Source organism: Erwinia plantamica (assembly GCF_043420595.1).
Lineage (GTDB): Bacteria > Pseudomonadota > Gammaproteobacteria > Enterobacterales > Enterobacteriaceae > Erwinia > Erwinia aeris.
Window position 1 is genome coordinate 41,280 of the sequence record NZ_JBGCUC010000009.1, and the last position, 22,119, is coordinate 63,398.

Here is a 22,119-nt window from a genome sequence, read left to right on the forward strand (position 1 = left end):
GTTCGTACTGTGTTAGTGGTGGCCTTTGCTTCACATCACCCCAGTCCAATTATTAACCGCAAGTCTTCCTCTGATGACGCCTCGGCATTCGCTGGGGCGTTTTTGTATCTGTTAACCACCCGCTAACCGGGAGGTGGAGTAATGAAAATGCCAAGTCGTGATCCTGACTCCTATGGCCTGTTGGCTTGGATGCTCATTACTGCCATGTCGATATGGGGCGGGCTGGTTAAATACATTGTTGAGGTACGTCGGAATAACCAGGCGTGGAGCTGGGTTGCTGCCCTGGCACAGGTTGTTGTTTCAGGGTTTGCTGGATTAATGGGTGGACTGCTCGCGATTGAGTCAGGCCTTAGCATCTATTACACGCTTGTTGCTGCCGGTATGTCAGGAACGATGGGATCCGCCGCGCTGAATTATTTTTGGGAACGGCTGACAGGGATAAAAAATGAAAATCAGTAACCGTGGCATTGAGCTGATTAAAAGATTTGAAGGGCTACAGCTTACAGCGTACCGATGCAGCGCTGGTGTGCTAACGATCGGTTATGGGCATACTCGTGGCGTCAAGCCCGGTGACACGATTACAGGCCGCCAGGCAGATGCGTATCTGCGTGAGGATTTGCAGGTTGCAGAGTTGGTAGTAAACACGAACGTCAGAGTAAAAATGACTCAGGGTCAGTTTGATGCACTGGTGTCGTTCGTGTTCAACGTTGGCGCCGGGAATTTTGTCCGCTCAACACTGCTGAAAAAAATGAATGCAGGGGATTATGCCGGGGCAGCGGAGCAATTCGGGCGCTGGATTAATGCTGACGGCAAACCGCTGGCAGGATTGCGCAGGCGGCGCGATGCAGAACGCGAGCTGTTTCTGTCATGAACGCGAAAATTGCAGCAGTTGGCGTATTGCTGGTGGCCGCGCTGGCGATGGGTAAAGCGGCGCTGTATTACCGCGCACATTATGCAGAGGCAGCAGCGCAGGCGGCAGAACAGCAGACAACGATAGACGATATGCAGAAGCGCCAGCAGGCTGTAGCTGCGCTTGACGAAAAACTTATGGGAGAATTAGCAGATGCGCAGGCAACTATTGATCAGCTGCAGCGTGATGTTGCTGCTGGCCGCCGCCGGTTGCAGCTCGCAGCCACCTGCACGCGGCAAACCGCCAGCACCGCCGGCGTGGTTGATGCAACCCGCGCCAGACTTACTGACGCCGCTGAACGGGATTATTGGATTCTCAGGCAGCGAATCGAGCTTAACGGGAAAATGATTGAGGGGTTGCAGGCGTATATCAGAGAGCAGTGTTTTAAATAGGAGAAAACTAAAGATAATCCTCTTAATGCCGATAATTATAATCATACTATTTAGGAGTGAATGTAATGTCTAATTTGGAAATTATTTCTATTTCATTAAATGTAGTGCTAATTTTAATTGTCTTATTTGCTAAAGCCTTCGTTTCGTCATGGGTGAAAAGCTCAGTAGAAGAAACTTTTAAAATTAATTCAGAAAAAAGAGAACAAGAACATACAAGAAAACTCAAGGCTGAATTGGTTGCTGATCTCATTGCCGAATGGACTACACCAACAGAAGACAGGAAAAGACTTAGAGAGCTTACGTTGAAATCTTTTATTTGGCTTCCTAAAAATATTGCGGAGGAAGTCTCAGGAGTTTTGAGCCATAGCCAGCCAAACTTTAGGAAAGTGATAGGGATGGTAAGAGAGCATTTATTAGAGGAGCAGTTAAGTGGCGATGCTCTTGATTATAATAAAGTTATATCTTTTGGCCTTACTCCTCATGAGAAAAAAATCAAAGAGAAAAACGACAATTAAAATGTGATTTTATTTTGGCATTGTTCGCGGCTGATTGCCGAAGCGCTTGACGTGCCGCCGGAAAAGATCTGGCCATCGCGCTACACTAATTAAGTCAGCAACCGCCTCCGGGCGGTTTTTTGTTGGCATTCCAGCAGGTATTCACTGAGTGCCTACGATAATGCTATTTCGTTGCGGGCTGTAATACTGCGAAGCGTGGCTTCAGATGTCCGTAAATCTCGTCTGTACTGACGCCCAATAATGCGCAAATGTGAAGAAATTCGACGGCATCAATCCTACGCTCGCAGCGTTCGATCCGCGAAACCAGCGTTTGCTCGATGCGCATCGCTTGTGCTAGCTGCATTTGCGTGATCCCACTTTTCTTTCTCGCTTCGACGAGATGCCCGATCAGCGTTTGATAGTCGTTAGTGAAAAATGACGGCATGTGCTCGATCTCTCAATTAGAACAAAAACGACTATCACGGAGCTTTGAAAATAGAACAAAACGTTCTATTGTCGAGTTACGACATTAGCTTAGTAAGGACACTACTATGGACAATGCAAAAGACTGGCACCCGGCAGATATCATTGCCGGGCTGAAGAAGAGAGGAACTTCGCTTTCCGCTGTATCCCGCGGGGCCGGACTCGCCTCGTCTACGCTGGCGAATGCGCTGAACCGCCATTGGCCAAAAGGGGAGAGGCTGATTGCTGAGGCGCTGGATACACCGCCCGAACAGATCTGGCCGTCGCGCTATTCTCACTGACGTTAACGACCAACACACCACTATCACCGCCTCCGGGCGGTTTTTTTTATGGGGAAAAATCATGAATCCAACAGAATTTACTATCAATGACGGCTGGCAAAAATTTACGCTCAGCGGGCCTGCTGTGCTACAAGTGCGCCAGGGCAAGGTGCTTCTCGCTTATAACGAGCAGCCCGAATTTGATCGCAACGCATACACCGTCACAAAAAACTTTCCCATACGCGGCGTAACCGATATTTTCGTGAAAACTGCAGCTAATAATCGCGAAACATCAGTGATTGTGCTGGGTGACACTGAGGAAAGCGACTCGGGCGAAAGTTTCTCGTTAACTCCCATTAAAGATCGAGTCAAGATAGCGATGGCTGCCGGCGGCATGCCGGGGCAGGTGCCGAGTGCTATGAAGTCGATTGCGGGATATGTAGTCAGATTTAGTACGACGCTGTCGAACACGCCGCGATCATGGAATGATTTGACAATAAATTTAAGTCAGCCGCTAGTTAATGTAGTAAACGGCGTTGCAACATTAATAACGCACGTATCTACGATTGACAGCTATTTAACAGTGAACGGTGTAAGTACCGTAACGTACACCATTTATTTTTCAACACTACCCACGCACATAACAAATAACGCTGGCTCTCTTGAAGAAGTCGACGTCTGGTCGTCGTCTGCGGTTACAAAGATACAATTAACTATCGATTATTACGTATAAACACAGGATAAATAATATGGCCGCGCCTAAAGGCAACAAATTCTGGCTGGCGCGCAGTAGTCACGGGCGAAATCCTAAATTTGGATCGCCCGATGAACTCTGGGTTGCTTGTCTTGAATATTTTGATTGGGTGGAAAAAAATCCACTTAAAGAAGAAAAAGTTTTCTGTTTTCAAGGGCAGATTACACGCACGTCAGTTAAAAAAATGCGCGCAATGACGATTACCGGCCTGTGTCTTTTTCTTGATATCGCTGAAAACACCTGGCAACAGTACAGAGCGAAGGAAGATTTTTCGTTGGTCACTACGCGAGCAGAGAAAATTATTTACAACCAGAAATTCTCCGGGGCCGCTGCTGATCTGCTGAACGCTAATATTATTGCTCGCGACCTGGGCCTGGCAGATAAACGACAGGTGGAGGACGTGACGCCGGAAAAAGCAGATCGCGAAAAACGTAAATCGCGAATTGCGGAGCTACTGAGCCGTGGAAAACGCACTGATTAAAAATCTGGATAATCTGTCTGACGAGGAGCAGCTCGAATTATTGGAGTTGCTGGAAGCCGAGGACGAGTACAGCAAAACTCACCGGCTTTTCGAATACTCCCCTTACAAAAAACAGCGTGAATTTCTGGACGCTGGCGCCGAGTTCACTGAACGCTGTTTCATGGCCGGTAATCAGCTTGGCAAAACGTGGACTGGCGGCGCAGAGGTGGCTTTCCATTTGACTGGCAGCTATCCCGGCACCGCCGGCTATCCTGCCGACGGCGCGTATGAAGGTGAGTGGCGCGGGCGGCGCTTTAACGAGCCGGTCGTTTTCTGGGTCGGTGGTGAGACAAACGAGACAGTAACTAAATCGACTCAGCGCGTTCTGTGTGGGCGTATCGACGAAGACGAAAATCAGGAACCCGGCTACGGCTCTATCCCGAAAGACGACATTATCAGCTACGTGAAATCACCTTTTTTTCCGGGCCTTATCGATCGCATTCTTGTTAAGCACCACAACGCTGACGGCGTAGAAGATGGCGCGAGCCTGGTCTATTTCAAACCGTATTCGCAGGGCCGCGCGCGCTGGCAGGCCGACACGGTTCACGGCGTCTGGTTCGACGAAGAGCCGCCATATGCGATTTATTCAGAGGGGCTGACGCGCACAAACAAATATGGCCAGTACTCAATACTGACGTTCACGCCGTTGATGGGTATGTCGGACGTCGTGACAAAATTCCTCAAAAACCCCAGCAAGGCGCAAAAAGTCGTCTCGATGACGATCCACGAAGCCGAGCATTACACTCCCGAGCAGCGCGAGCAAATCATTGCGTCATATCCTGAGCACGAGCGCGAAGCCCGCGCCCAGGGCATCCCGACAATGGGCAGCGGTAGAATTTTCCAGATCACTGAAGAGACGATTAAATGCCAGCCGTTCGAATGCCCGGAGCATTTTTACGTTATTAACGGCCAGGATTTTGGCTGGGATCATCCACAGGCGCACGTGCAAATTTGGTGGGACAAGGATGCTGATATTTTCTATCTTGCCCGCGCCTGGAAAGCCCGGCAGACGAAAGTTTCTGAGGCCTGGGCGGCGGTTAAAGGCTGGAGTAAAGGCATTCCGACGGCGTGGCCGCACGATGGCTATCAGCACGAAAAAGGAGGGGGCGAGGAGCTCCGCGCAACGTATGTTGATGCCGGATTCCTGATGCTGCCGGAGCACGCGACCTGGCCCGATGGCGGTAATGCGGTTGAGCCCGGCATTACTGAGCTGCGCGATCTGATGACTGAGGGGCGGCTCAAAGTTTTCAATACCTGCGAACCGTTTTTCGACGAGTTCCGCCTCTATCATCGGGACGAAAACGGGAAAATCGTAAAACTCAACGATGACATAATTTCCGCTCTCCGCTACGCGTACATGATGCGCCGCAGCGCGCGCCAGCTCCGCAATATCCGCAAACCCAAACAGAAAAAAATCCCGGCCCCGATCCGGCCAATACAGCGAGGCAGATGATGGCCGACGAAAAAAACACCCGATTAGACGACATTCTCCAGCAGTTCGATCAGGACTGGAGCGCGGGCGAAGACGCGCGCAAAGAGGCCCGCAACGACCTGTTTTTCTCGCGTGTCAGTCATTGGGACGACTGGTTAGAGCAGTTCACTACACTGCGGTATCGCGGGCAGTTCGACGTTGTGCGGCCAGTCGTACGTAAGCTGGTGGCTGAGATGCGCAAAAACCCGATCGACGTCCGCTACCGGCCCAAAGATGGCGCTGATCCCGATTCTGCAGATGTGCTGATGGGGCTCTATCGTACCGATATGCGGCATAACTCTGCGCGCAACGCGGTTAACGTGGCGGTTAAAGAACAAATTGAGGGCGGCGTAGGTGCCTGGCGACTGGTCACAGAGCATGAGGATAACGACCCGACGAGCAACAACCAGATAATTCGCAGGCAGGCGATCCATGGCGCGTGCTCTCACGTCGTCTGGGATGCGAACGCGAAAGAGATCGATAAAAGTGACGCGCAGCACGTTTTCGTTATCAGCGCGCTGAGCAAATCGGGCTGGAAGTCGTTTGCAAAAAAATACGGGCTGGACGCCGACGAGCTGCCGTCATTCACGTCGCCGAACGACACGCTGTTTAACTGGCAGACAAACGACTCGCTGTTTGTCGCTGAGTATTACGAAGTCGAAGAAAAGAAAGAAACGGTTTTTATCTATCAGGATCCACAGGGCGGCGAACCTGTCAGTTATTACAAACGCGACATTAAAGACGTGATCGACGAGCTGGCGGAATCTGGTATGCAGAAAGTCGCTGAGCGTCAGGTTACGCGCCGGCGCGTTTATAAGAGCATCCTCTCAAACACCGCCGTGCTGAAAAATCGCGAGCTGATAGCCGGTGAGCATCTACCGATCGTCCCTGTTTATGGCGAGTGGGGATTCGTTGACGATAAAGAAGTATACGAGGGTGTCGTCCGGCTGACGAAGGACGGCCAGCGCCTGCGCAACATGATTATGTCGTTTAACGCGGACATTGTTGGTAAGAGTCCCGATAAAAAACCATTTTTCTGGCCCGAGCAAGTTGACGGCTATGAACATATGTTTGTCGCCGGAACAAGTTTTCCGTATTACTTGTTGAACCGAAAAGATGAGGATGAGCGAGATTTACCGCCAAATCCCCTGACATACATGGAAAGCCCAACAATTCCGCAAGCGAATCAATACTTGCTGGAAGCCGCCACGGCAGCTGTAAAAGAAGTGGCGACGTCTGGTGTTGACGCTGGCGCAGTAGACGGCAACCAAGTTGCATTCGACACAGTGAATCAGCTGAACCAGCGCGCGGACATGGAAACGTTCGTTTTCCTTGATAACCTGGCTACCGCTATGCGCCGCGACGGGCAAATTTACCAGGGCATGGTTAATGACCTGTACGACGTCCCGCGCAAAATTTTAATGACGCTGGAGGACGGCAGCGAGAAGGAAGTCGAAACCCTCTCGCAAACTGTCGACTATCAGTCCGGCCGCGTCGTTGTGCTGAATGATATACGCGGGCGCTATGAGTGCTATACCGACGCCGGGCCATCGTTCCAGAGCATGAAAGACCAGAACCGCGCGGAAATTCAGGAACTACTGAAAACCGTGCCGCCAGAGCACCAAGTCTGGAATGTGCTTCTACTGCAATATCTGGCGCTGCTGGACGGCAAGGGCATCGAAATTACGCGCAATTTCGCAACGAAACAGCTTGTTGTCCAGGGCCTGAAAAAACCGGAGACGCCGGAAGAAGAGGCATGGGTACAGGAAGCCCAGGCGGCGCAGCAGAACCAGCAGGATCCAAACATGGTGCTGGCGCAGGCCCAGGTTATCGCCGCTCAAGCGGAAATGGCGAAAGCGCAGAGCCAGACCGCCCAGACAGAAATCAAGGCATTTACTGCACAGCAGGACGCACAGAAATCTCAGGCTGAAACTATCTACAAGCTGGCTCAGGCTCGTAACATAGACAGCAAAGCCGTGATTGAGGCGCTGAAGCTGATGCATGACGTTGCTAATCAGCAACAACAAAAAATCCCCGCCGGAAACGGTGAGACCCTTCCGCCTTTGGGCGAGACCTTACCTCAGTAGAGAGAAAAATCATGACAGACACCACCGAAATTCAGGCAACTGAAGAATCAACCCTGCCCGCAGAACAGACAACCGTTACCACTGCGGAGGAAAACGGCCAGACGCAACAGGAGGAACAGCAACAACAGGAGCAGGAGCAGGGCTTCGACATTGTTCTGAGCGACGATGAGACAACCACCAGCCCGGAAAAAACCACGCAGAACGCCAAATTCGCTGCCCGCCGCATCGCGCGTAAACGTCAGCGCGAGCTGGAGCAAGCGGCCGAGGCTGTACAGCGTGGTGAGCTACCGGAGGATTTACGCGTAAAACCTGAGTTACCGGCGCAGCCGCAGTACACCGATTTTCTGTCAGATAAGGCGCTGGAAAAATACGGCTTCGATACCAACACGGCTATGGCCGCTTTCCAGGCGGCACAGAACGAGTGGCTGCTGAAAGCCCAGGACGCGCGCGCAAGCGCAGTGACTGAGCAGAGCCGGAAAACCCAGGAATTTACGCGCCAGCATACGCAGTTCGCAGCAGCGGCACGCGCACATTACGACGCCGCTGAAAAATTAAACCTGCCGGATTTTGAGGAAAAAGAGGAAGTGGTGCGCAGCATTCTGCCGCAGGGCCTGGATGCCGAAATCATGTCCCTGTTTCCCGAAAAATCCGCAGCGATGTTTTATCACCTGGGCGCAAATCCAGAAAAACTTCGCGGACTGCTGACGCTAAACCCACAACAAGCGTTGATTGAGCTAACCCGCTTATCAGAACGCCTCACTATCAAACCGCGCGGTAAAGCCGTATCCAAAGCCCCGGCGGCTGACCAGCCAATAACAGGCGATGTCACCGCCTCTAATCGCGCGTCGCTCGAAAAACAGATGGATGCAGCGGCAGACAAGGGCGATCTGGATACATACCGCAAAATTAAACGCATGCTGGAAGGTAAAAAATAATGTCTCTAAACGAAGGTCAGGTCGTTACATACGGCATTGACGAGGTGATCGAGACGGTCACTAATTTAACCCCAATGGCGCAAAAAGCGTCAAAATATTCGCCGCCTGATGCCGGGGCGATGCAGCGCGCAAGCAACACGCACTGGATGCCTTTGGAGATGGAAAGCCCGACGCAAGAAGGCTGGGATTTGACAGGCAAAGAAACTGATCTGCTGGAATTGTCGGTTAAGGTCAACATGGGCGCGCCGGATAACGATTTTTTCGCGCTACGTGCTGATGATCTACGCGATGAAACCAGCTATCGCCGCCGTATTCAATCAGCGGCGAAGAAACTGGCGAATAACGTCGAGGTGAATATCGCAAAAACAGCTGCTGAGATGGGTTCTCTGGTAGTTACCAGCGTCGAACATATCGGTAAAAAAGATGGTGGCGGTTGGGATTTTCTGGCTGACGCTGAGGCGGTCATGTTCGCTCGCGAGATGAATCGTGATGCGGGCCTGTCGTACTTTTTCAACGCAACGGACTATAAACGCGCCGGATATGATTTGGTGAAACGTGATATCTACGGACGCCTGACTGAAGATGCCTACAAAAAAGGCACTATCCAGAAAAAGGTTGCCGGTTTTGATGACGTACTACGCTCACCAAAGCTGCCGGTTTTGAAAGCATCCACCGCTACAGGATTAACGGTTTCTGGCGCTCATTCGTTCAAGCCACAGGCATGGATTGAGGACTCAGACGGCAACAAAGAAAACGTCGATAACCGTTTTGCCCAGGTAAGGCTGTCGTCAACCACAGGCCTCAAACGCGGCGATAAGGTTGGTTTCGCTGGCGTGAAATTCCTGTCACAGATGGCGAAAAATGTGCTGACTGGCGATGCGACATTTGCTGTTACCCGCGTGATTGATGAAACAACGGTGGAAATTACGCCGAAGCCGATCGCGCTGGATGATGAGTCGTTGACTGCTGAACAGCGCGCATATGCCAACGTTAACACCGGTCTGGTTGACGCGATGGCCGTCAATGTTCTGAATGTTGCTGATGCGCCGACGAATATCTGGTGGGCAGATGACGCGATCCGCATCGTGTCTCAGCCGATCCCGGCAACGCATGAGCTGTTCTCCGGTATGAAGTGCAAATCATTCAGCATCCCGGAAGTGGGCCTGAACGGTATTTTCGCAACCCAGGGCGATATCTATACGCTTTCAGGTAAATGCCGCATCGCGCTGTGGTATTCGGTCAACGCGACGCGCCCGGATGCGATCGGCGTGGGCCTCGCAGGCCAGATGCAATAAACCAGTTAACGGGGCCTCGGCCCCTTTTTTAATGGGAAATTTTATGAAAACGACAGTTTATAAAGCTGGTGGGCCTGAGCGCGTCTGGAATATGTCGGCGCATGTGAAAATTATCGATCGCGCAGAGATGGGAAAATATCTCGCCGCTGGCTGGGTTAATCACCCGGCCGAACTGCGTAAACCAGCAGCGGAACCGGTATCAGAGCCGGAAACCCCGGTTGATATGGGTGAGGTGTCAGACGGCTATCACACGTTTAACGAGCTGTACGCGCACCGCGTGCGCCTGTTTTCCTCGCTGATGCGCGCCTGTCCGGCGCTTTCGTGGTGGAGTTTTTCGCACAGCGACGGCGAGGTTTGGGAGGGGTGGATACTTGCGGGCATTGATACCCCAGCGGGCGCTGTGACTTATCACTTGCCGGAATCTGAAATTCCGTTTTTACCTGCCGGCACAGAACTGGAATTTGGCAAAGAGTGGGACGGACATACGCCAGAGGATGTGCTGGAACGGCTGTTAACGCTCACCCTGCCAGAGCCAGAGCCAGAGCCAGAGCCAGAGCCAGAGCCAGAGCCAGAGCCAGGGACAGGGACAAAAACTGAACCGGTAGCAGAAACCGTTGCGGCGTCAGCACCGAAAAAACGCGGGCGTCCAAAGGCGGTAGCTGATGAGTGAATTAAAAATCGTGCCTTTTCAGAAAGACGAACAAAACGAGCGCAATCAAAAGGAAATAGTCAGGCGACTGGAAGAAATCTTAAAGCACGTCCGGGAAGGGCATTTTCAGACGTTTGCAGCGGTACTTATCAGTGTTGAAGGTGACGTTATGGACTGCTGGCACAACGGCGGAAAACCTTATGCGATGGTTGGCGCGCTGGAGTCTCTGAAAACAGATTACATACAGGCCTGCATTGAAAGGCGGTAGCTATGAAACTGACGACTAAAGGCGAAATCGTTAACGCGGCACTGCGAAAGGCAGGGCTGGCCAGCAGTGCGACGCTGACAGATATCGATCCGCAATCCGTCGAGGATGGGCTGGAGGATTTAGAGCTGATGCTGGCCGAGTGGCTGATGGATGATGAACGGCGCGGCATCGATATCGGCTATGCATTTTCTGAAAGCGGCGTTGCGCCGCTGCCGGAAGACGTTCACAACCTGCCGAAATTTTCGCTAAACGCCATCATCATTAACCTGGCGATCCGAATGCTGGGCGATTACGGGCAGGAGCCGCCCGCGCAGCTCCTTGCAAAAGCACAGTATGGCAAAGAGCGGATCATCAAGTATCTGACGCGCTGGCGAACGCCGCACCTGCATTATCCCAGCCGCATGCCGACCGGCAGCGGCAACCGCCACGCCCCACGCTATTTTCGCGGAGTAAAACGCCATGCCAGTGATCCAGCTTCCGATAATTAAGGGCAAGGGGAAAAAATCTCACATTGCTGATTACGCCGATCTCCTGCCAGTCAACATGCTCGCTGTGCCGCAGCCTGTTTTAAACGCCGCTGGCTATATGCGCTCATTTCCGGGGATCGTAAAAACGAGCGACGTGGCTGGCGTGTCGCGCGGGGCGGAGTACAACACGAAACAGAACCAGGTTTTCCGCGTTGCCGGTTCGCGGATGTACGCTGCCGGCACGGCGCTGGGCGTAACGATCCCCGGCACCGGCCGCGTGAGTATGGCGCACAGCTATAACAGCCAGGGCGTGGCGGCAAATGGCCAGCTGCTTTTTTATAGCTACAGCGATAAAACGCTAACGCCGCTGGATAACTGGCCATCAGCGGCTGTAACGAGGGAGGGCTACGAAAAAACGCTCAATGCATGGACGCACGGCGCCGGCGGCGATGCTTTTCTTGTCCCTGATGAGTCGCAGAACGGAAAAATTACGATCACGCTGACGCCGACAAAGGCGGACGGCACGACAGGCGAAGCGCTGACAATCAGCGAAAACCAGTGGGGTAAGGAGCAGACGCAAACAGAGCCAGACGGCGGCGGGCCGTGGCTGTCCGGCGTGCTGGTGGACGGTAAGAAAACCAGCGGCAGCCTGGTAAGTCTGTCATGGACATTTAACGGCGGCGGCGAGGATGCGACGGCTATTTCTGTGGATCTGGTTGTTGAGGAAATCACGCAAGATTATGCGCAATATGAAATCGGCGCGGTGCGCGATATCTGCCATAACCGCAGCCGGTATATTTGGGTTAAAGACGGCAGCGATAATTTCGGCATCACGGATTTAGAGGACGAGACGCATCCGGATCAATACCGGCCGCTGTACCGGGCCGAATCCATGCCGGACGGGATACAAGGCGTGGCGAACTGGCGCGATATGGTCGTCTGTTTTGGCTCGTCAACGACTGAGTATTTTTCGCTAACCGGCAGCACCAGCGTCACAGAGTCGGTCTACATGGCCCAGCCGTCGTTGATGGTCAATATCGGGATCGCCGGCACGCATTGCAAATGCCACTACGGCGAATCATTCGCCGTGCTCAGCCATCCTGCCACCGGCGCGCCGGGTATTTTCATAATCGACAGCGGCAGCAAAAAAGAGCTTTCTACGCCGACGGTGAATAAAATTCTGGCGGGCTACAGCGCTGACGAACTGGCTGGTGCTGTACTGGAGGCGGTGCGGTTCGACGGTCACGAATTATTGCTGGTACACCTGCAGCGCCATACCCTCTGCTTTGACTCCACGGCATCCGGCGATTCGCCGCAATGGTGCATTCTCAAATCCGGGCTGTATGACGACGTTTACCGCGCCGTGGATTTTGTGTGGGATGGCTCGGCGATGACGGTTGGCGACAAAACGACAGGTATTGCTGGCGCGCTGGATTTTGCGATCGCATCGCAATACGGCGAGGCCGCAGAACTGCTGCTGCATACGCCGCTGGCGAAAGCGGATAACCAGCTGCTTTTTGATTTTGAGATCGAGACGGCTGCCGGGCTGGCGCTGTACGCGGAAAAATGTTTTATCGCGGCCACAACGGATGGCATTAACTTCGGGCACGAACAGCTGATTCCGTCTGACGATCGCTATCGCTATGACCAGCGCATAATCTGGCGCCAGGTTGGGCGGTGCCGGAAAAATATTGGTTTCCGGCTGCGCTTTGTGACGAAAACCCCGGCGGCGCTGGCGTACTGCCAGCTAAGGATTGGCTATGGCTGACGTTCAGTTAACCGCGACACGCATCGATGCGATGATGCTGCCGTCGAATTTTTCCCGCGCTTATCAGCTCTACGTTCTTAATCAAAGCAGCGATATGCAGCTACTGGCGAGCCAGACCAATACCGCCAGCAGTACGGCGGAAGCGGCACAGCAGCATAACAACGAGCAGGACGAGCAGATCGCCGCCCAGGGCGCGACGCTGGAGCAGATTTCCGGCGATTACGTTTCCAAAGCGGCCACGGATGCGCAGGCCGTCGCCGGCGCGTTCGGCGCGGCATCATTCACGATAAACGGCGTGCAGGTTATCGGCGCCCGCGTTACCGGCTTCACTGCGGCGACCGGCAGCGCGTACAGGGGCGGTTTTAGTGCAGATCAGTCTTATGACGCTGCTACCGCGCCGGACGGACTGAAAGAAGCCCGTCAGCGCATCAAGGCACTGGAAGACGCGCTGCGCGCCCACGGCTTAATAGACTAAATCATGAACCTTCAAAAAATAGATGCTCTCACCGGGCAGGCGCTGTTTCGCCTGTGGGGGGTGCCGTCGTGGCCACCTATTCCCGTCAGTTACTGGCTGTGGGCGCGGTGCGGTATTTTCGCCACGATAGAACTCGGTGATCATGTTGATCTGCACATGGCCATGCAGCCGGGCCAGCGCTGGCGCTGCCGCGATGCTGTACGCGACGTGCTGGCCCTGATTGGCAATCGGGAGATTCATGCACCGATCCGAATAGAGCATAAGCAGGTGTGCAATTTGGCTAAAAAATTTGGCTTTCGGGAGACTTGGCGCGGGGAGGTTGAATATATCGACGGAAGCAAAGGCTTTCTTATTTTAATGAAGAGGTATCCGAATGAGTGGAATAACTAAAACTATCGGCAGGGTAATCGGCGGCATAACGGGTACCAGCGCAGCGGCGGATGCACAGGTCAACGCGGCGAATAAAGCAAACGCGATGCAGCAGCAGATGTATAACGACCAGGTGCAGCGCATGACGCCGTATTACGACGCGGGCAGCACGGCGCTGGAAGGGCTGCAAAATCTGGTCAATAACCGCAGCGGCACGCTGGCGGATTATTACAACTCGTCAGAATACTCTGGCCTGGCGAATCAGGCCCGCTATCAGCAACTGGCTGGCGCCGAGGCAACGGGCGGCCTCGGCTCGACGGCCACCAGCAACGCGCTGGCCACGATTGCGCCGCAGCTCGGCCAACAATATCTGAACAGCCAGTATAACAACCTCATGGGGCTGACAGGTGTAGGGATGAATGCCGCAAACACAATGAATGCCAGCGGCAGCAATTATGCCAACGCATACGGCAACAACATGAGCCAGATTGGCGCGGCACAGGCGGGCAAAGAGACGGCCGGATTTAATTCGCTGATGGGATTAGGAGGCCTGGCGCTCGGTGCGTATGGTTCGGGACTTTTCGGCGGCGCAACGACCGGCGCGCTTACTTCCGGCACGGCCGGCACAGTGGCCTCCGGCGGGCTCGGTGGTGTTGGCGCTATGGGGCTGCCCGTATCTTACGGCGCATATTGAGGTGAATCATGGTTGATCCTATCGATTACGGCGCGCCGCTGCGTGCCAGTATGCTTGGCGGTTTACAGGCAGGAACAATGCTTCAGGGGCTGGGAGTACGCACATTGCAGATGCGGCAGGCCCAGGCACAGCAGGAGGCCCAGCAACAATTCCAGCGCGACTGGCAGGCCGCGTATTCGTCCGGCGATCCTGCGGCGCTGGATGCCATCGTCGCAAAATATCCGCAGCAGATGGAGACGGTGCAGAAAGCGATCGGCTTCCGCGACGATAATCACCGCATGGCGTTAGGCAATGCCGCGCGGGATTTGCGCATAGCGGCTGCCAGCGGCAATTCTGAGGCGTTCGTCCAGGCTGCGATGAAAAACCGGGACGTATTGCAGAGCATCGGCAGCACGCCAGAAGAGCTTTTTCAGCAGTACCAACAGGATCCACAGGGAACGCAGCGCATTATTGACACAGTGGGCATGGGCGCGCTGGGCGTGAAGGATTATTACGCTGAGCAGGGTAATCGGGACGATCGGCAAATTAAGCGTGAAACGCTGGCGGAAACGGCCCGTAATAACAATATGACGAACGCTCGCGGCTGGGCCGGACTGAATCAGCAGGCCCAGTTTCATGCTGATGATATGGAACTGAAGCGGCTGAATTATCAGCAAAAGCAGCTGGAAAACCAATACAAGGCCGCTGACAATGACCTGAAACGGCAGGCAGCGCAGCAAAAAATTGACGCCAATAATGAGGCGATAGCAGAACGACAGGAACAGATTAAGCAGGGTAAAGATATGTCGTACGAGGCGCTCCAGCTGGCGCGTAGCATTGCCAAGGATCCTTATTTAGATGTTGTTACCGGTTCATTTCAATCACGGATACCAAAATTTGAAGGCGAAAGTATCGATCTCATTAATAAGGCAAAGCAGCTTCAAGCAATGCTCACCGCCGGCAATTTGAAGCTCCTGAAAGGATCAATGTCTGACAAAGATTTGGCATTTTTAACATCAATGTCGTCAGGTCTGAACGTAGGAGATAACGGTATACGTGGTTCCTATAAAGCAATAAAAGGCAGGCTTGAGCAGATAGCAGGCAAGCTGGAAACGAGCCTCAAAGGGTACACGCCAGCGTATGCAACCGGCCAAGCTGCAAACAGCACACCGCCTGCGGCTGTTAGAAATAAAACGCAGAGCGCTTCGCCTCCAACTGTTAGAAATACGCAGAACAAACCGGAGACTCCGGATCATTCGCCATTGTGGGAGATGAATAATGGCTAAACCGTGGAGAGAAGTTATTTCGTCGCCTCAGTATCAGCAGCTTTCGCCGCAACAACAAAGCGAAGCCCAGGAGCAATATTTTAATGAAGTCGTTGCTCCTCGCGCAGGTAACAGCGCCGCTGAAGCGCGCCAGCAATTTTATACAGCCTATCCTTCGGCATTACAGCAGTTAGAAAACTCTGCGACCATGTGGAATGATCCGCCACCGTTGCAAAAAGATAATGGCTGGGGCGATCAGGCAAGACAAACACGGCGTGATGAGCTACTGGGGAGTGTACCGGAGGCTGGTAAAGGGCTGGCTCAATTCGCCGTAAATGTGGCAAACATCCCTAACGCGGTTGAAAATGCAGCAGGCAGCGCGGAGAGATGGCTGGGCAATAAGATCGGCGGGAAAATTGGCAACGCTCTGATTAATGATTCAAATCGCCCAGGGTTAACGGATACGATTAAAAGTGCCGGGGCTTGGCTGGGCAGTCAGGCTGGGATCGTGGATGGAACTTATCAACCGTCTGTGGGATTTACGCTACCGGATGCTCTCCGTCCGCAGAACGAGTACGCTAAGTTAGGTGCAGAAATTGGGCCTTACCTGATCCCTGGGATTGGTGCGGAGCGTACAGCCGCCGCGCTGGGTTCTGTAGCAGGCGCCGGACGTGCGGAGCGTTTCGCAACAAAGGTGGCTGACATGTTGGCTGAGAATACTGCTGGCGCACTGGCTCATAACAGCAGTGCGGACAATCCTCAGTCGCTGGCGACAGATCTCGCTACCGGTGCGCTGGCCAGTGGAGCTGTACGTGCCGCTGCGCCGGTAGTAAATGCCACCGCTGGCCTGATAAAACGAGGAATGAATGTTGCAAAATCTGTAGCTGACTCCGCTACGCAGGGCGCCAAAGCAGCAGAACGCGAAGCATCGCCCGCAGCAATTGAAGCAGAAGCAAAAAAAATATTTTCGCCAGAGGAAGAGCGGATGCAGGATGCCGTCCGGGATATAGCTAATAGTAAAAATCCCGATCTGGCATCATCATTACGGGGGCTTGATGCGCAGCCCCGACAGGACGTTATCGCTGCTGCTGAACGGTTAGGTGTGGCGGACGACCTGCTGCCCTCTCACATGTCTGGCAATGCGCAATACCAGGCAGTAGAACAGGCTATCAAATCCCGTAAAGGTTCAGCGCTCAGAGTGCAGGAAGATCAGGCAACAATGAAGCTTGCTCAAAATGCCGGGGATATGATCGATGAAGTTGCGGGCATGCCTGATGCGCTGGCTATGAATGAATATTTTATCGGTAAGATGAATAGTCGGATGGCCTCACTGGAACGGCGTAGCGATGGCCTTTATGCACGCGTCGATAAAGCTTTGCCTCCCGGATCGCAGGTTGAAGCCCACAACACCGCTCGCCATCTGGAACAACAGGCTGATGAACTGGGCGGTTGGGAGAATCTCGATCCGATTGAGCAAAAAGTTTTTAAAGCGGTTAACCCAGGGCCGGAGGGCCGTTTGACCTATGCCAACCTTAATAAGCAGCGGCGAATGGTTGGACAGGCTTTGTACAAGAAAAGTGGGCCATATAAAGACGCCGATGAAGCTGCTTTATCGCGGCTTTATGCTCAACTTTCCGAGGATCAACGTGCAGCATTAGGTGAGGTAGGAAGCCGTCGAGATTTTGAAGTGGCTCAACGTCTGGTGCAAATGCGCAAAAACCTTGAAGAGCAAACCATCAATCTGCGCGGTAAAAATCTGACTGGCGATGTCACAACGAAAGCATCGGCGGCCTTGTCAGCAATGGCGCAAGGTAGCGGTAAGAGCTTTAGAGAACTGATGATGAATATTCCCTCTCGTCAGATGCGAACAGAGATAGTTGCGACAGCTATCCGGGATATGCTGTCGGCCGGTAAACGTGGGGCTGAATTTAACCCTGGTGGTTACGCAGACTGGTATCAAAATTTGATGAAGAACGGGAACATTCGACTCCTGGAACCGCATCTACCCGCCGAGACAAAAAAGGGGCTGAGGGACCTTTATACCGTAGCTGATGCTATCCGCAAGGCAAAGCTTCATGAGGTGACAACTGGTGCTTTAAACGATTTCACTAAACGTTTTGATCGCGTCACGGCATCGCATGACATGATGGCAAAATATGCTACTAAAGTCGGCACTATGGTTGGTGCGCAGGGCGGCGCGTTTGGAGCGCTGGGTGGTGCGGCGATAGGCGAGCGTATTGCGGAAAAGGCCAGGATTGCAGGCGGCGCCGCATCTTCGGAAGCGACGGAGAAATTGATCAGCTCTCCCGCTTACCAGGCGGCGTTTCGCGCTCAGAGAAGTGTAGCGCCAGGCAATAATGCAATGCCTGCCGAAAGTCAGCTGAGAACTTCACAGGAATGGCGAGATTTTTTTGCTTCTATCCCAGAGAGCGATCGACGCACTATCGCCAGAGTAGGTTTAGTAGGGTGGTTAGCCAGCGATTCAAAGTAATGCCTTAATCATCGGAACTGTCTTGCAGTCCTAACCAAATATTGATGAAGTAATAATTATAAAAAGAACAGCACAGGCAATGGCGAATACGCCTATGGATGCCTCTTTTTTAAACTTGGGATATCCTTTTTTTAAATCTTTATATAATTCATTTTTCATAAATCACTCTTCCATAGAAAGATGCAATACTCTTGGCTGAGAAATATTAACTAGTTTGAACAAGGATAACTATTCTTTAATGCAGTTGTTACAGCAAGCGCACCAGACAGTTTCTTAATACTTCCAATATTATTATCAATATATCTCAGCACTTCATCATCAATTTCATACATGGATTTTCCATCTGGTAAGCATACTTGTCTGGTTGAGTGAAGCGCAGATACTGCGCCATCTACATAAAATTGATACATAACAGCCTGATAGCTACCCTGAGTGCCGTCAATTTTTTTACCGCTTTGCTTCCAAATATCATACATGACGGCAGCTTTAGCAAGGTCTTGCCCTGTATTAAACGCATAAGTATTACAAGACATGATAATTAAGAAAAACATTAGATATTTGAATTTCAATTTCTTCCCTCTTAATTTTGAGGTTTCCTGAATTAAGTATCATACAACCACATAAAAAAAGTGGTTACTGTTTATTTATCCATCAATCAAGCCCGCAGCGCAGCGGGCATTCCTTTTCATGAGGAAAGTTTCATGACTGATTCCGCAGTACCGCTGGCGCTCCCCGTTCAGCTCTACACTATGCCGCGCCAGTTCAGCACAGTGTTCAACGGCAAAATCTATGTTGGCGCCGTGGATACCAACCCGACCGCCGAAGCGAACCGCATAACTGTTTATCACGAAGGCGAGAACGGCACGCTGACGCCCATCGCGCAGCCGATCGCCATCAACGCTGGCGGCTATCCCGTGATTAGCGGGCAGGTCGTCAAACTGGTTGTGACACAGGATTATTCGATCGCCGTTTATGACCAGCTTGGCGCCCAGGCATTCTATTTCCCGCGCTGCCGTGGGCCGTATATTCTCAACGTATACCACGATCAGACTTTACACGGCACCGGCACAGAATCCGATCTGCTGGGCGTGCAGCTTTCAGAAGACGAGGGCAACCAGCTACAGATACGTGACGACGGGTTGTACTATGGCCTGGTTGGCCCGGACGACATTATCAATCTGTATGTGACGACTGCAGGCTCAAACGACGCCGCAGGCACGCGAGCAGCGCCGCTTCAGACAGTCGGAGAGGCGCTCAGGCGCATCGCCGAACGCGCGATGCCGGGCAGCTATACTATTCATCTGAGAGCAGGAGAGACGTTCGCGCTTGATAAAAGTTATTCGCTGGGAGTTGGTTCGTTTCACCTGACATTCATCTATTACGATGATCCAATTTTTGAAGACTACAGATCACGATATGGCTGGTGGCCGGAAGCTGATGACAGGCTGCAGCGCCCTACGCTTATTTTTGACACATTTGTACAGGATAACGGGATGGTCAGCGGCACAGCGATCGGATCGTCTACAGGCCTGCAGTTACTAATTTATGAAGGCATAAATTTGGTCTTAAAAACCACTGCTGGTGGCCCCACAGGAGGTGGGCAGTTTGTGTCGTGTAGCGATTTACGGTTTTATGGCTGCAACGTTTTTATAGAGGGTGTATTAGGCGTAGGGGCCGCTAGCTCAGTCGGCTTACATTCGTCTAACTATTATTTTCACGGAACAGCACATTTGTTAGCTATAGATTTATCGCCTTCGGTTGTAGAAATTAGCCTGGCTCCAGAGGGAGCGATAGTCCGGGATCCTCTGGGCGAGGGGCCGGACGTTATCGGACGGGCGACGAACGTATTTACCGCTCTAACGCCAGATAATCTCGTGGGTGGGGGTACTTACGACAAATCGACAAAATCAACTTTCGGCTGGTCAACAAACTGGGATATTTTCGCAGCCAGCGCCTGATCGGTTTCACTGTTCATCGGCGCGTGTGGTGCTATCGTGAGTTTTTTAACGGAGGAATTATGGAAACGGATTTTACAGACCAAGCGCACGCAGCGGTTTGCAAACTCTACGGCGAGGCAGTTTATCAGCTGGTGGCTGCTGGGCGACTGGTCACAAATGAGAGCCTGGCGGAAGCGATTGAAGAGCTGTCAGAACAGGAGCCGGATTTAGCTGTGGATTTTGCGCTACAGCTGCTGAAGTAACGAAAAGCCCGGCGAAAGCCGGGCTTTAGATTAATCATAGAGCCAACGACCAGCTTTAGCTGATTCTATTAGCATACCTATAGTCAAATCAGGGACAGGGGTGGGCGTTGCCTTTTTAAAGGGATTTAGCGAAAATGGTTGAGGCGGGTAGTAATTGTTTATATTGAAATTTTCCTTTTTTATGGAGAATTTTTTAAAAAAGTTCTCCATAAGCTCTTCAGCTTCAGCATCATCCAGTTGTAAATCGGAATCCAGATCTGTCTCGATTGACAATTGCATTTTTTTAGTGCTAAACACATAAGAGCCGGCAAAGGCCTGCACAAAATCAAAGATTTTATTTTCAATACTATTTACCATATCTTATCATCTCCCCGTGCAATGAAATTATAATCCCTTATCGTATTCCATGTTATTTGCGATACGTCAGAAGCTAAAATAGCCCATCCCAGTACAGGTACTGAGCGGCCAACAAATGTTCCTATATTTGCTACCATTCTTATTTTTAATGTTTTGGGTTTGGTAATATGGCCAACTATAGTTGGTAATTTAATCATAAATGGGAATTTTGATTTCTTAAATACACGTCTGGCAGTTATTGATGCTATAGAAGTGTTTTTTATTGCCCCCCCTGGCTTCGCACGCGTCGGGATATTGTTTCTACCTGAAACAATAGCAATCACAGCTGCCATATCTTCTATATCTAATCCTAACTGTTCAATAGTTTTTTCACAAAATATCATGAATAGTAATTCACAAGCTGTGAGATTAGATCTACCTGCGTAATAATATGTGTTGTTCAGTTCTTCAACAGTATCCATCACTTGTCCTTAAGTTACTCGTTGTTTAGCCACTATTAATATGGATTTTTTTAGAGGTTACGTAAACACATAATTGCATCGTGAAATAGTAACGCTTGCTTTTCGTAATGGGGATTACTACTGTATATAAAAACAGTTATATGGAGAGGCAGCAATGGCGCGCTACGATGACATCGCAACAGCATTTAGGAAGAGCATCAAGATCAGTCCAAAGGGTCGCCGAACGGTAACTACCGTCGATTTCGTACAGAACCTGACTCGCTATAACCACATCTGGACGTTGCGCCAGGCAAACGAGTGGATCGAGATGTACCAATGTAGCTTCAAAGATGTTTCCAGTGAGGAAGGTGAGCGGCGGACGTTCCAGCTCTTCAATCCAAATAATGGTGGATTTTAAGACCACTTTCTTGTAATCAACTGATGTTGTTAAAATATTTAGTAACGTAACCTTTAAAGGTTTTTGCACCGGAAACTGGTTATCAAAACCAAAAATAGTTCTCTCAAAATCAAGCGGTTACAGAACGGCTAAAATAGCATGCGTAGCAGCACTTTATTCGAATATTCCTAATTTTATCAACAAGTAACGTCTATTATATTTATCTAATGCTGCGTCACATGGGCTGGTTCGAAGCCGCAGACCTGATTGTTAAAGGTATGGAAGGTGCCATCGCGGCCAAAACCGTGACCTATGACTTCGAACGTCTGATGGACGGCGCTAAACTGCTGAAATCTTCAGAGTTTGGCGATGCAATGATTCAGCATATGTAAGCTGAGTTTTGCAATATGTAGCCAACATAGGATGTAAATTTTATGTTGGCTTTTTATATTCCAGGCCTTTATCCAAATCCTTTTAAAACGGTACATAATAAGCGCAGTTTAAATAGTGCTAACGCCCCGTCTCGCAATGGAAACAGGTTATAACCCACTCTTAAAAGGGGCATCCCTGAACCGTTTCCACACCTGATTATTAAGATGTCCGGATCTCTTCACCACACAATATCCTGGGCTACATGACGTGCCTAGTGATTGCTCTAAGCGTGGCAATGCCATCGCCTTTGAAAAATTTGCAGATAAT

General features: G+C 51.5%; 29 protein-coding genes and 1 pseudogene. 25 read left to right on the forward strand and 5 right to left on the reverse strand.

The genetic code is table 11. The annotated features are described in order from the left end of the window. Positions 1–189: 189 nt before the first annotated feature. The 5 genes from AB3U87_RS11440 (at position 190) to AB3U87_RS11460 (ending at position 1,910) form a co-directional block, all read left to right on the forward strand. A complete protein-coding gene (locus AB3U87_RS11440) occupies positions 190–459 on the forward strand; it encodes a phage holin family protein (RefSeq protein ID WP_394149204.1) in 270 nt (89 codons plus the stop codon). Then, positions 446–871, forward strand: a complete 426-nt coding sequence (locus AB3U87_RS11445; RefSeq protein ID WP_394149047.1) for a lysozyme — start codon at positions 446–448, stop codon at positions 869–871. The genes AB3U87_RS11440 and AB3U87_RS11445 overlap by 14 nt, the downstream gene beginning before the upstream one ends. Then, the gene (locus AB3U87_RS11450) at positions 868–1,302 is read left to right on the forward strand and encodes a lysis protein (RefSeq protein WP_394149049.1); all 435 of its coding nucleotides are present in this window, start codon (positions 868–870) and stop codon (positions 1,300–1,302) included. The genes AB3U87_RS11445 and AB3U87_RS11450 overlap by 4 nt, the downstream gene beginning before the upstream one ends. Positions 1,303–1,367: 65 nt before the next feature. Next, on the forward strand, positions 1,368–1,817 hold the full coding sequence (locus AB3U87_RS11455; protein WP_394149051.1) for a hypothetical protein: 450 nt from the start codon (positions 1,368–1,370) through the stop codon (positions 1,815–1,817). A gap of 3 nt (positions 1,818–1,820) precedes the next feature. Then, on the forward strand, positions 1,821–1,910 hold the full coding sequence (locus AB3U87_RS11460; RefSeq protein ID WP_394149053.1) for a helix-turn-helix domain-containing protein: 90 nt from the start codon (positions 1,821–1,823) through the stop codon (positions 1,908–1,910). 70 nt (positions 1,911–1,980) lie between these two features. On the opposite strand, the gene AB3U87_RS11465 is transcribed toward AB3U87_RS11460, so the two are convergent. Next, a complete protein-coding gene (locus tag AB3U87_RS11465; protein ID WP_394149055.1) occupies positions 1,981–2,241 on the reverse strand; it encodes a helix-turn-helix domain-containing protein in 261 nt (86 codons plus the stop codon). A 106-nt stretch (positions 2,242–2,347) separates the two neighbouring features. On the opposite strand from AB3U87_RS11465, the gene AB3U87_RS11470 reads away from it, so the two are divergent. The 16 genes from AB3U87_RS11470 (at position 2,348) to AB3U87_RS11545 (ending at position 18,026) form a co-directional block, all read left to right on the forward strand. Beyond that, positions 2,348–2,560 carry a helix-turn-helix domain-containing protein gene (locus AB3U87_RS11470; protein ID WP_394149057.1) on the forward strand — a complete coding sequence of 71 codons (213 nt, stop codon included), beginning with the start codon at positions 2,348–2,350 and terminating at the stop codon, positions 2,558–2,560. 61 nt (positions 2,561–2,621) lie between these two features. Beyond that, the gene (locus AB3U87_RS11475; protein WP_394149059.1) at positions 2,622–3,272 is read left to right on the forward strand and encodes a hypothetical protein; all 651 of its coding nucleotides are present in this window, start codon (positions 2,622–2,624) and stop codon (positions 3,270–3,272) included. 16 nt (positions 3,273–3,288) lie between these two features. After that, on the forward strand, positions 3,289–3,774 hold the full coding sequence (locus tag AB3U87_RS11480; protein ID WP_394149061.1) for a DNA-packaging protein: 486 nt from the start codon (positions 3,289–3,291) through the stop codon (positions 3,772–3,774). Further along, positions 3,755–5,266, forward strand: a complete 1,512-nt coding sequence (locus tag AB3U87_RS11485) for a terminase large subunit domain-containing protein (protein ID WP_394149063.1) — start codon at positions 3,755–3,757, stop codon at positions 5,264–5,266. Before AB3U87_RS11480 ends, AB3U87_RS11485 begins: the two co-directional genes overlap by 20 nt. Beyond that, positions 5,266–7,371, forward strand: coding sequence for a portal protein (locus AB3U87_RS11490; protein WP_394149206.1), 2,106 nt, complete (start codon positions 5,266–5,268; stop codon positions 7,369–7,371). The genes AB3U87_RS11485 and AB3U87_RS11490 overlap by 1 nt, the downstream gene beginning before the upstream one ends. Before the next feature lie 11 nt (positions 7,372–7,382). Then, positions 7,383–8,306, forward strand: coding sequence for a scaffolding protein (locus AB3U87_RS11495; RefSeq protein ID WP_394149065.1), 924 nt, complete (start codon positions 7,383–7,385; stop codon positions 8,304–8,306). Further along, positions 8,306–9,601, forward strand: a complete 1,296-nt coding sequence (locus tag AB3U87_RS11500; protein ID WP_394149067.1) for a P22 phage major capsid protein family protein — start codon at positions 8,306–8,308, stop codon at positions 9,599–9,601. Before AB3U87_RS11495 ends, AB3U87_RS11500 begins: the two co-directional genes overlap by 1 nt. Before the next feature lie 43 nt (positions 9,602–9,644). Continuing rightward, positions 9,645–10,271: a WDGH domain-containing protein gene (locus tag AB3U87_RS11505; protein ID WP_394149069.1), complete on the forward strand. Its 627-nt coding sequence runs from the start codon at positions 9,645–9,647 to the stop codon at positions 10,269–10,271. Further along, positions 10,264–10,518 carry a hypothetical protein gene (locus AB3U87_RS11510; RefSeq protein ID WP_394149071.1) on the forward strand — a complete coding sequence of 85 codons (255 nt, stop codon included), beginning with the start codon at positions 10,264–10,266 and terminating at the stop codon, positions 10,516–10,518. The genes AB3U87_RS11505 and AB3U87_RS11510 overlap by 8 nt, the downstream gene beginning before the upstream one ends. A gap of 2 nt (positions 10,519–10,520) precedes the next feature. Continuing rightward, the gene (locus tag AB3U87_RS11515; RefSeq protein WP_394149073.1) at positions 10,521–11,006 is read left to right on the forward strand and encodes a packaged DNA stabilization gp4 family protein; all 486 of its coding nucleotides are present in this window, start codon (positions 10,521–10,523) and stop codon (positions 11,004–11,006) included. After that, entirely contained in the window at positions 10,978–12,753 is a 1,776-nt protein-coding gene (locus tag AB3U87_RS11520) for a packaged DNA stabilization protein (protein WP_394149075.1), read from the forward strand. The genes AB3U87_RS11515 and AB3U87_RS11520 overlap by 29 nt, the downstream gene beginning before the upstream one ends. Continuing rightward, on the forward strand, positions 12,746–13,228 hold the full coding sequence (locus AB3U87_RS11525; protein WP_394149077.1) for a DNA stabilization protein: 483 nt from the start codon (positions 12,746–12,748) through the stop codon (positions 13,226–13,228). The genes AB3U87_RS11520 and AB3U87_RS11525 overlap by 8 nt, the downstream gene beginning before the upstream one ends. A 3-nt stretch (positions 13,229–13,231) precedes the next feature. Beyond that, positions 13,232–13,618: a hypothetical protein gene (locus AB3U87_RS11530; RefSeq protein WP_394149079.1), complete on the forward strand. Its 387-nt coding sequence runs from the start codon at positions 13,232–13,234 to the stop codon at positions 13,616–13,618. Further along, complete coding sequence (locus tag AB3U87_RS11535) at positions 13,602–14,291, forward strand: DNA transfer protein (RefSeq protein WP_394149081.1); 690 nt, start codon at positions 13,602–13,604, stop codon at positions 14,289–14,291. Before AB3U87_RS11530 ends, AB3U87_RS11535 begins: the two co-directional genes overlap by 17 nt. Positions 14,292–14,299: 8 nt before the next feature. Further along, positions 14,300–15,556 carry a phage DNA ejection protein gene (locus AB3U87_RS11540; RefSeq protein ID WP_394149083.1) on the forward strand — a complete coding sequence of 419 codons (1,257 nt, stop codon included), beginning with the start codon at positions 14,300–14,302 and terminating at the stop codon, positions 15,554–15,556. Then, positions 15,549–18,026, forward strand: a complete 2,478-nt coding sequence (locus tag AB3U87_RS11545) for a hypothetical protein (protein WP_394149085.1) — start codon at positions 15,549–15,551, stop codon at positions 18,024–18,026. Before AB3U87_RS11540 ends, AB3U87_RS11545 begins: the two co-directional genes overlap by 8 nt. A 30-nt stretch (positions 18,027–18,056) precedes the next feature. Here the strand turns inward: AB3U87_RS11545 and AB3U87_RS11550 are convergent, their stop codons facing one another. Together AB3U87_RS11550 and AB3U87_RS11555 are read right to left on the reverse strand one after the other, a co-directional pair. Continuing rightward, positions 18,057–18,185 (reverse strand): hypothetical protein, encoded by a 129-nt coding sequence (locus tag AB3U87_RS11550; protein ID WP_394149087.1) that lies wholly within the window; start codon positions 18,183–18,185, stop codon positions 18,057–18,059. A 50-nt stretch (positions 18,186–18,235) separates the two neighbouring features. After that, entirely contained in the window at positions 18,236–18,595 is a 360-nt protein-coding gene (locus tag AB3U87_RS11555; RefSeq protein WP_394149089.1) for a Rap1a/Tai family immunity protein, read from the reverse strand. A 132-nt stretch (positions 18,596–18,727) separates the two neighbouring features. On the opposite strand from AB3U87_RS11555, the gene AB3U87_RS11560 reads away from it, so the two are divergent. Continuing rightward, on the forward strand, positions 18,728–19,984 hold the full coding sequence (locus tag AB3U87_RS11560; protein ID WP_394149091.1) for a phage tailspike protein: 1,257 nt from the start codon (positions 18,728–18,730) through the stop codon (positions 19,982–19,984). A 59-nt stretch (positions 19,985–20,043) separates the two neighbouring features. Further along, a complete protein-coding gene (locus AB3U87_RS11565) occupies positions 20,044–20,226 on the forward strand; it encodes a hypothetical protein (protein WP_394149093.1) in 183 nt (60 codons plus the stop codon). 30 nt (positions 20,227–20,256) lie between these two features. Here the strand turns inward: AB3U87_RS11565 and AB3U87_RS11570 are convergent, their stop codons facing one another. Together AB3U87_RS11570 and AB3U87_RS11575 are read right to left on the reverse strand one after the other, a co-directional pair. Continuing rightward, positions 20,257–20,583 carry a DUF1493 family protein gene (locus AB3U87_RS11570; protein ID WP_394149095.1) on the reverse strand — a complete coding sequence of 109 codons (327 nt, stop codon included), beginning with the start codon at positions 20,581–20,583 and terminating at the stop codon, positions 20,257–20,259. After that, positions 20,577–21,044: an STM2901 family protein gene (locus tag AB3U87_RS11575; RefSeq protein ID WP_394149097.1), complete on the reverse strand. Its 468-nt coding sequence runs from the start codon at positions 21,042–21,044 to the stop codon at positions 20,577–20,579. The genes AB3U87_RS11570 and AB3U87_RS11575 overlap by 7 nt, the downstream gene beginning before the upstream one ends. A 154-nt stretch (positions 21,045–21,198) precedes the next feature. Between AB3U87_RS11575 and AB3U87_RS11580 the strand changes: the two genes are divergently transcribed. Both AB3U87_RS11580 and AB3U87_RS11585 read left to right on the forward strand, forming a co-directional pair. Continuing rightward, entirely contained in the window at positions 21,199–21,441 is a 243-nt protein-coding gene (locus AB3U87_RS11580) for a DNA polymerase V (RefSeq protein WP_394149099.1), read from the forward strand. A gap of 203 nt (positions 21,442–21,644) precedes the next feature. Beyond that, a pseudogene (locus AB3U87_RS11585) lies at positions 21,645–21,812 on the forward strand (NADP-dependent isocitrate dehydrogenase); the annotation flags it as partial. Between the last annotated feature and the right edge of the window lie 307 nt (positions 21,813–22,119).

Excerpts from the sequence above, each read along its gene's own strand:
- AB3U87_RS11440 (WP_394149204.1), top strand. The coding sequence starts at position 190 with ATGCTCATTACTGCCATGTCGATATGGGGCGGGCTGGTTAAATACATT.
- AB3U87_RS11445 (WP_394149047.1), top strand. The coding sequence starts at position 446 with ATGAAAATCAGTAACCGTGGCATTGAGCTGATTAAAAGATTTGAAGGG.
- AB3U87_RS11450 (WP_394149049.1), top strand. The coding sequence starts at position 868 with ATGAACGCGAAAATTGCAGCAGTTGGCGTATTGCTGGTGGCCGCGCTG.
- AB3U87_RS11455 (WP_394149051.1), top strand. The coding sequence starts at position 1,368 with ATGTCTAATTTGGAAATTATTTCTATTTCATTAAATGTAGTGCTAATT.
- AB3U87_RS11465 (WP_394149055.1), bottom strand. The coding sequence starts at position 2,241 with ATGCCGTCATTTTTCACTAACGACTATCAAACGCTGATCGGGCATCTC.
- AB3U87_RS11470 (WP_394149057.1), top strand. The coding sequence starts at position 2,348 with ATGGACAATGCAAAAGACTGGCACCCGGCAGATATCATTGCCGGGCTG.
- AB3U87_RS11475 (WP_394149059.1), top strand. The coding sequence starts at position 2,622 with ATGAATCCAACAGAATTTACTATCAATGACGGCTGGCAAAAATTTACG.
- AB3U87_RS11480 (WP_394149061.1), top strand. The coding sequence starts at position 3,289 with ATGGCCGCGCCTAAAGGCAACAAATTCTGGCTGGCGCGCAGTAGTCAC.
- AB3U87_RS11490 (WP_394149206.1), top strand. The coding sequence starts at position 5,266 with ATGGCCGACGAAAAAAACACCCGATTAGACGACATTCTCCAGCAGTTC.
- AB3U87_RS11495 (WP_394149065.1), top strand. The coding sequence starts at position 7,383 with ATGACAGACACCACCGAAATTCAGGCAACTGAAGAATCAACCCTGCCC.
- AB3U87_RS11500 (WP_394149067.1), top strand. The coding sequence starts at position 8,306 with ATGTCTCTAAACGAAGGTCAGGTCGTTACATACGGCATTGACGAGGTG.
- AB3U87_RS11505 (WP_394149069.1), top strand. The coding sequence starts at position 9,645 with ATGAAAACGACAGTTTATAAAGCTGGTGGGCCTGAGCGCGTCTGGAAT.
- AB3U87_RS11510 (WP_394149071.1), top strand. The coding sequence starts at position 10,264 with ATGAGTGAATTAAAAATCGTGCCTTTTCAGAAAGACGAACAAAACGAG.
- AB3U87_RS11515 (WP_394149073.1), top strand. The coding sequence starts at position 10,521 with ATGAAACTGACGACTAAAGGCGAAATCGTTAACGCGGCACTGCGAAAG.
- AB3U87_RS11520 (WP_394149075.1), top strand. The coding sequence starts at position 10,978 with ATGCCAGTGATCCAGCTTCCGATAATTAAGGGCAAGGGGAAAAAATCT.
- AB3U87_RS11525 (WP_394149077.1), top strand. The coding sequence starts at position 12,746 with ATGGCTGACGTTCAGTTAACCGCGACACGCATCGATGCGATGATGCTG.
- AB3U87_RS11530 (WP_394149079.1), top strand. The coding sequence starts at position 13,232 with ATGAACCTTCAAAAAATAGATGCTCTCACCGGGCAGGCGCTGTTTCGC.
- AB3U87_RS11535 (WP_394149081.1), top strand. The coding sequence starts at position 13,602 with ATGAGTGGAATAACTAAAACTATCGGCAGGGTAATCGGCGGCATAACG.
- AB3U87_RS11540 (WP_394149083.1), top strand. The coding sequence starts at position 14,300 with ATGGTTGATCCTATCGATTACGGCGCGCCGCTGCGTGCCAGTATGCTT.
- AB3U87_RS11545 (WP_394149085.1), top strand. The coding sequence starts at position 15,549 with ATGGCTAAACCGTGGAGAGAAGTTATTTCGTCGCCTCAGTATCAGCAG.
- AB3U87_RS11550 (WP_394149087.1), bottom strand. The coding sequence starts at position 18,185 with ATGAAAAATGAATTATATAAAGATTTAAAAAAAGGATATCCCAAGTTT.
- AB3U87_RS11560 (WP_394149091.1), top strand. The coding sequence starts at position 18,728 with ATGACTGATTCCGCAGTACCGCTGGCGCTCCCCGTTCAGCTCTACACT.
- AB3U87_RS11565 (WP_394149093.1), top strand. The coding sequence starts at position 20,044 with ATGGAAACGGATTTTACAGACCAAGCGCACGCAGCGGTTTGCAAACTC.
- AB3U87_RS11570 (WP_394149095.1), bottom strand. The coding sequence starts at position 20,583 with ATGGTAAATAGTATTGAAAATAAAATCTTTGATTTTGTGCAGGCCTTT.
- AB3U87_RS11575 (WP_394149097.1), bottom strand. The coding sequence starts at position 21,044 with ATGGATACTGTTGAAGAACTGAACAACACATATTATTACGCAGGTAGA.
- AB3U87_RS11580 (WP_394149099.1), top strand. The coding sequence starts at position 21,199 with ATGGCGCGCTACGATGACATCGCAACAGCATTTAGGAAGAGCATCAAG.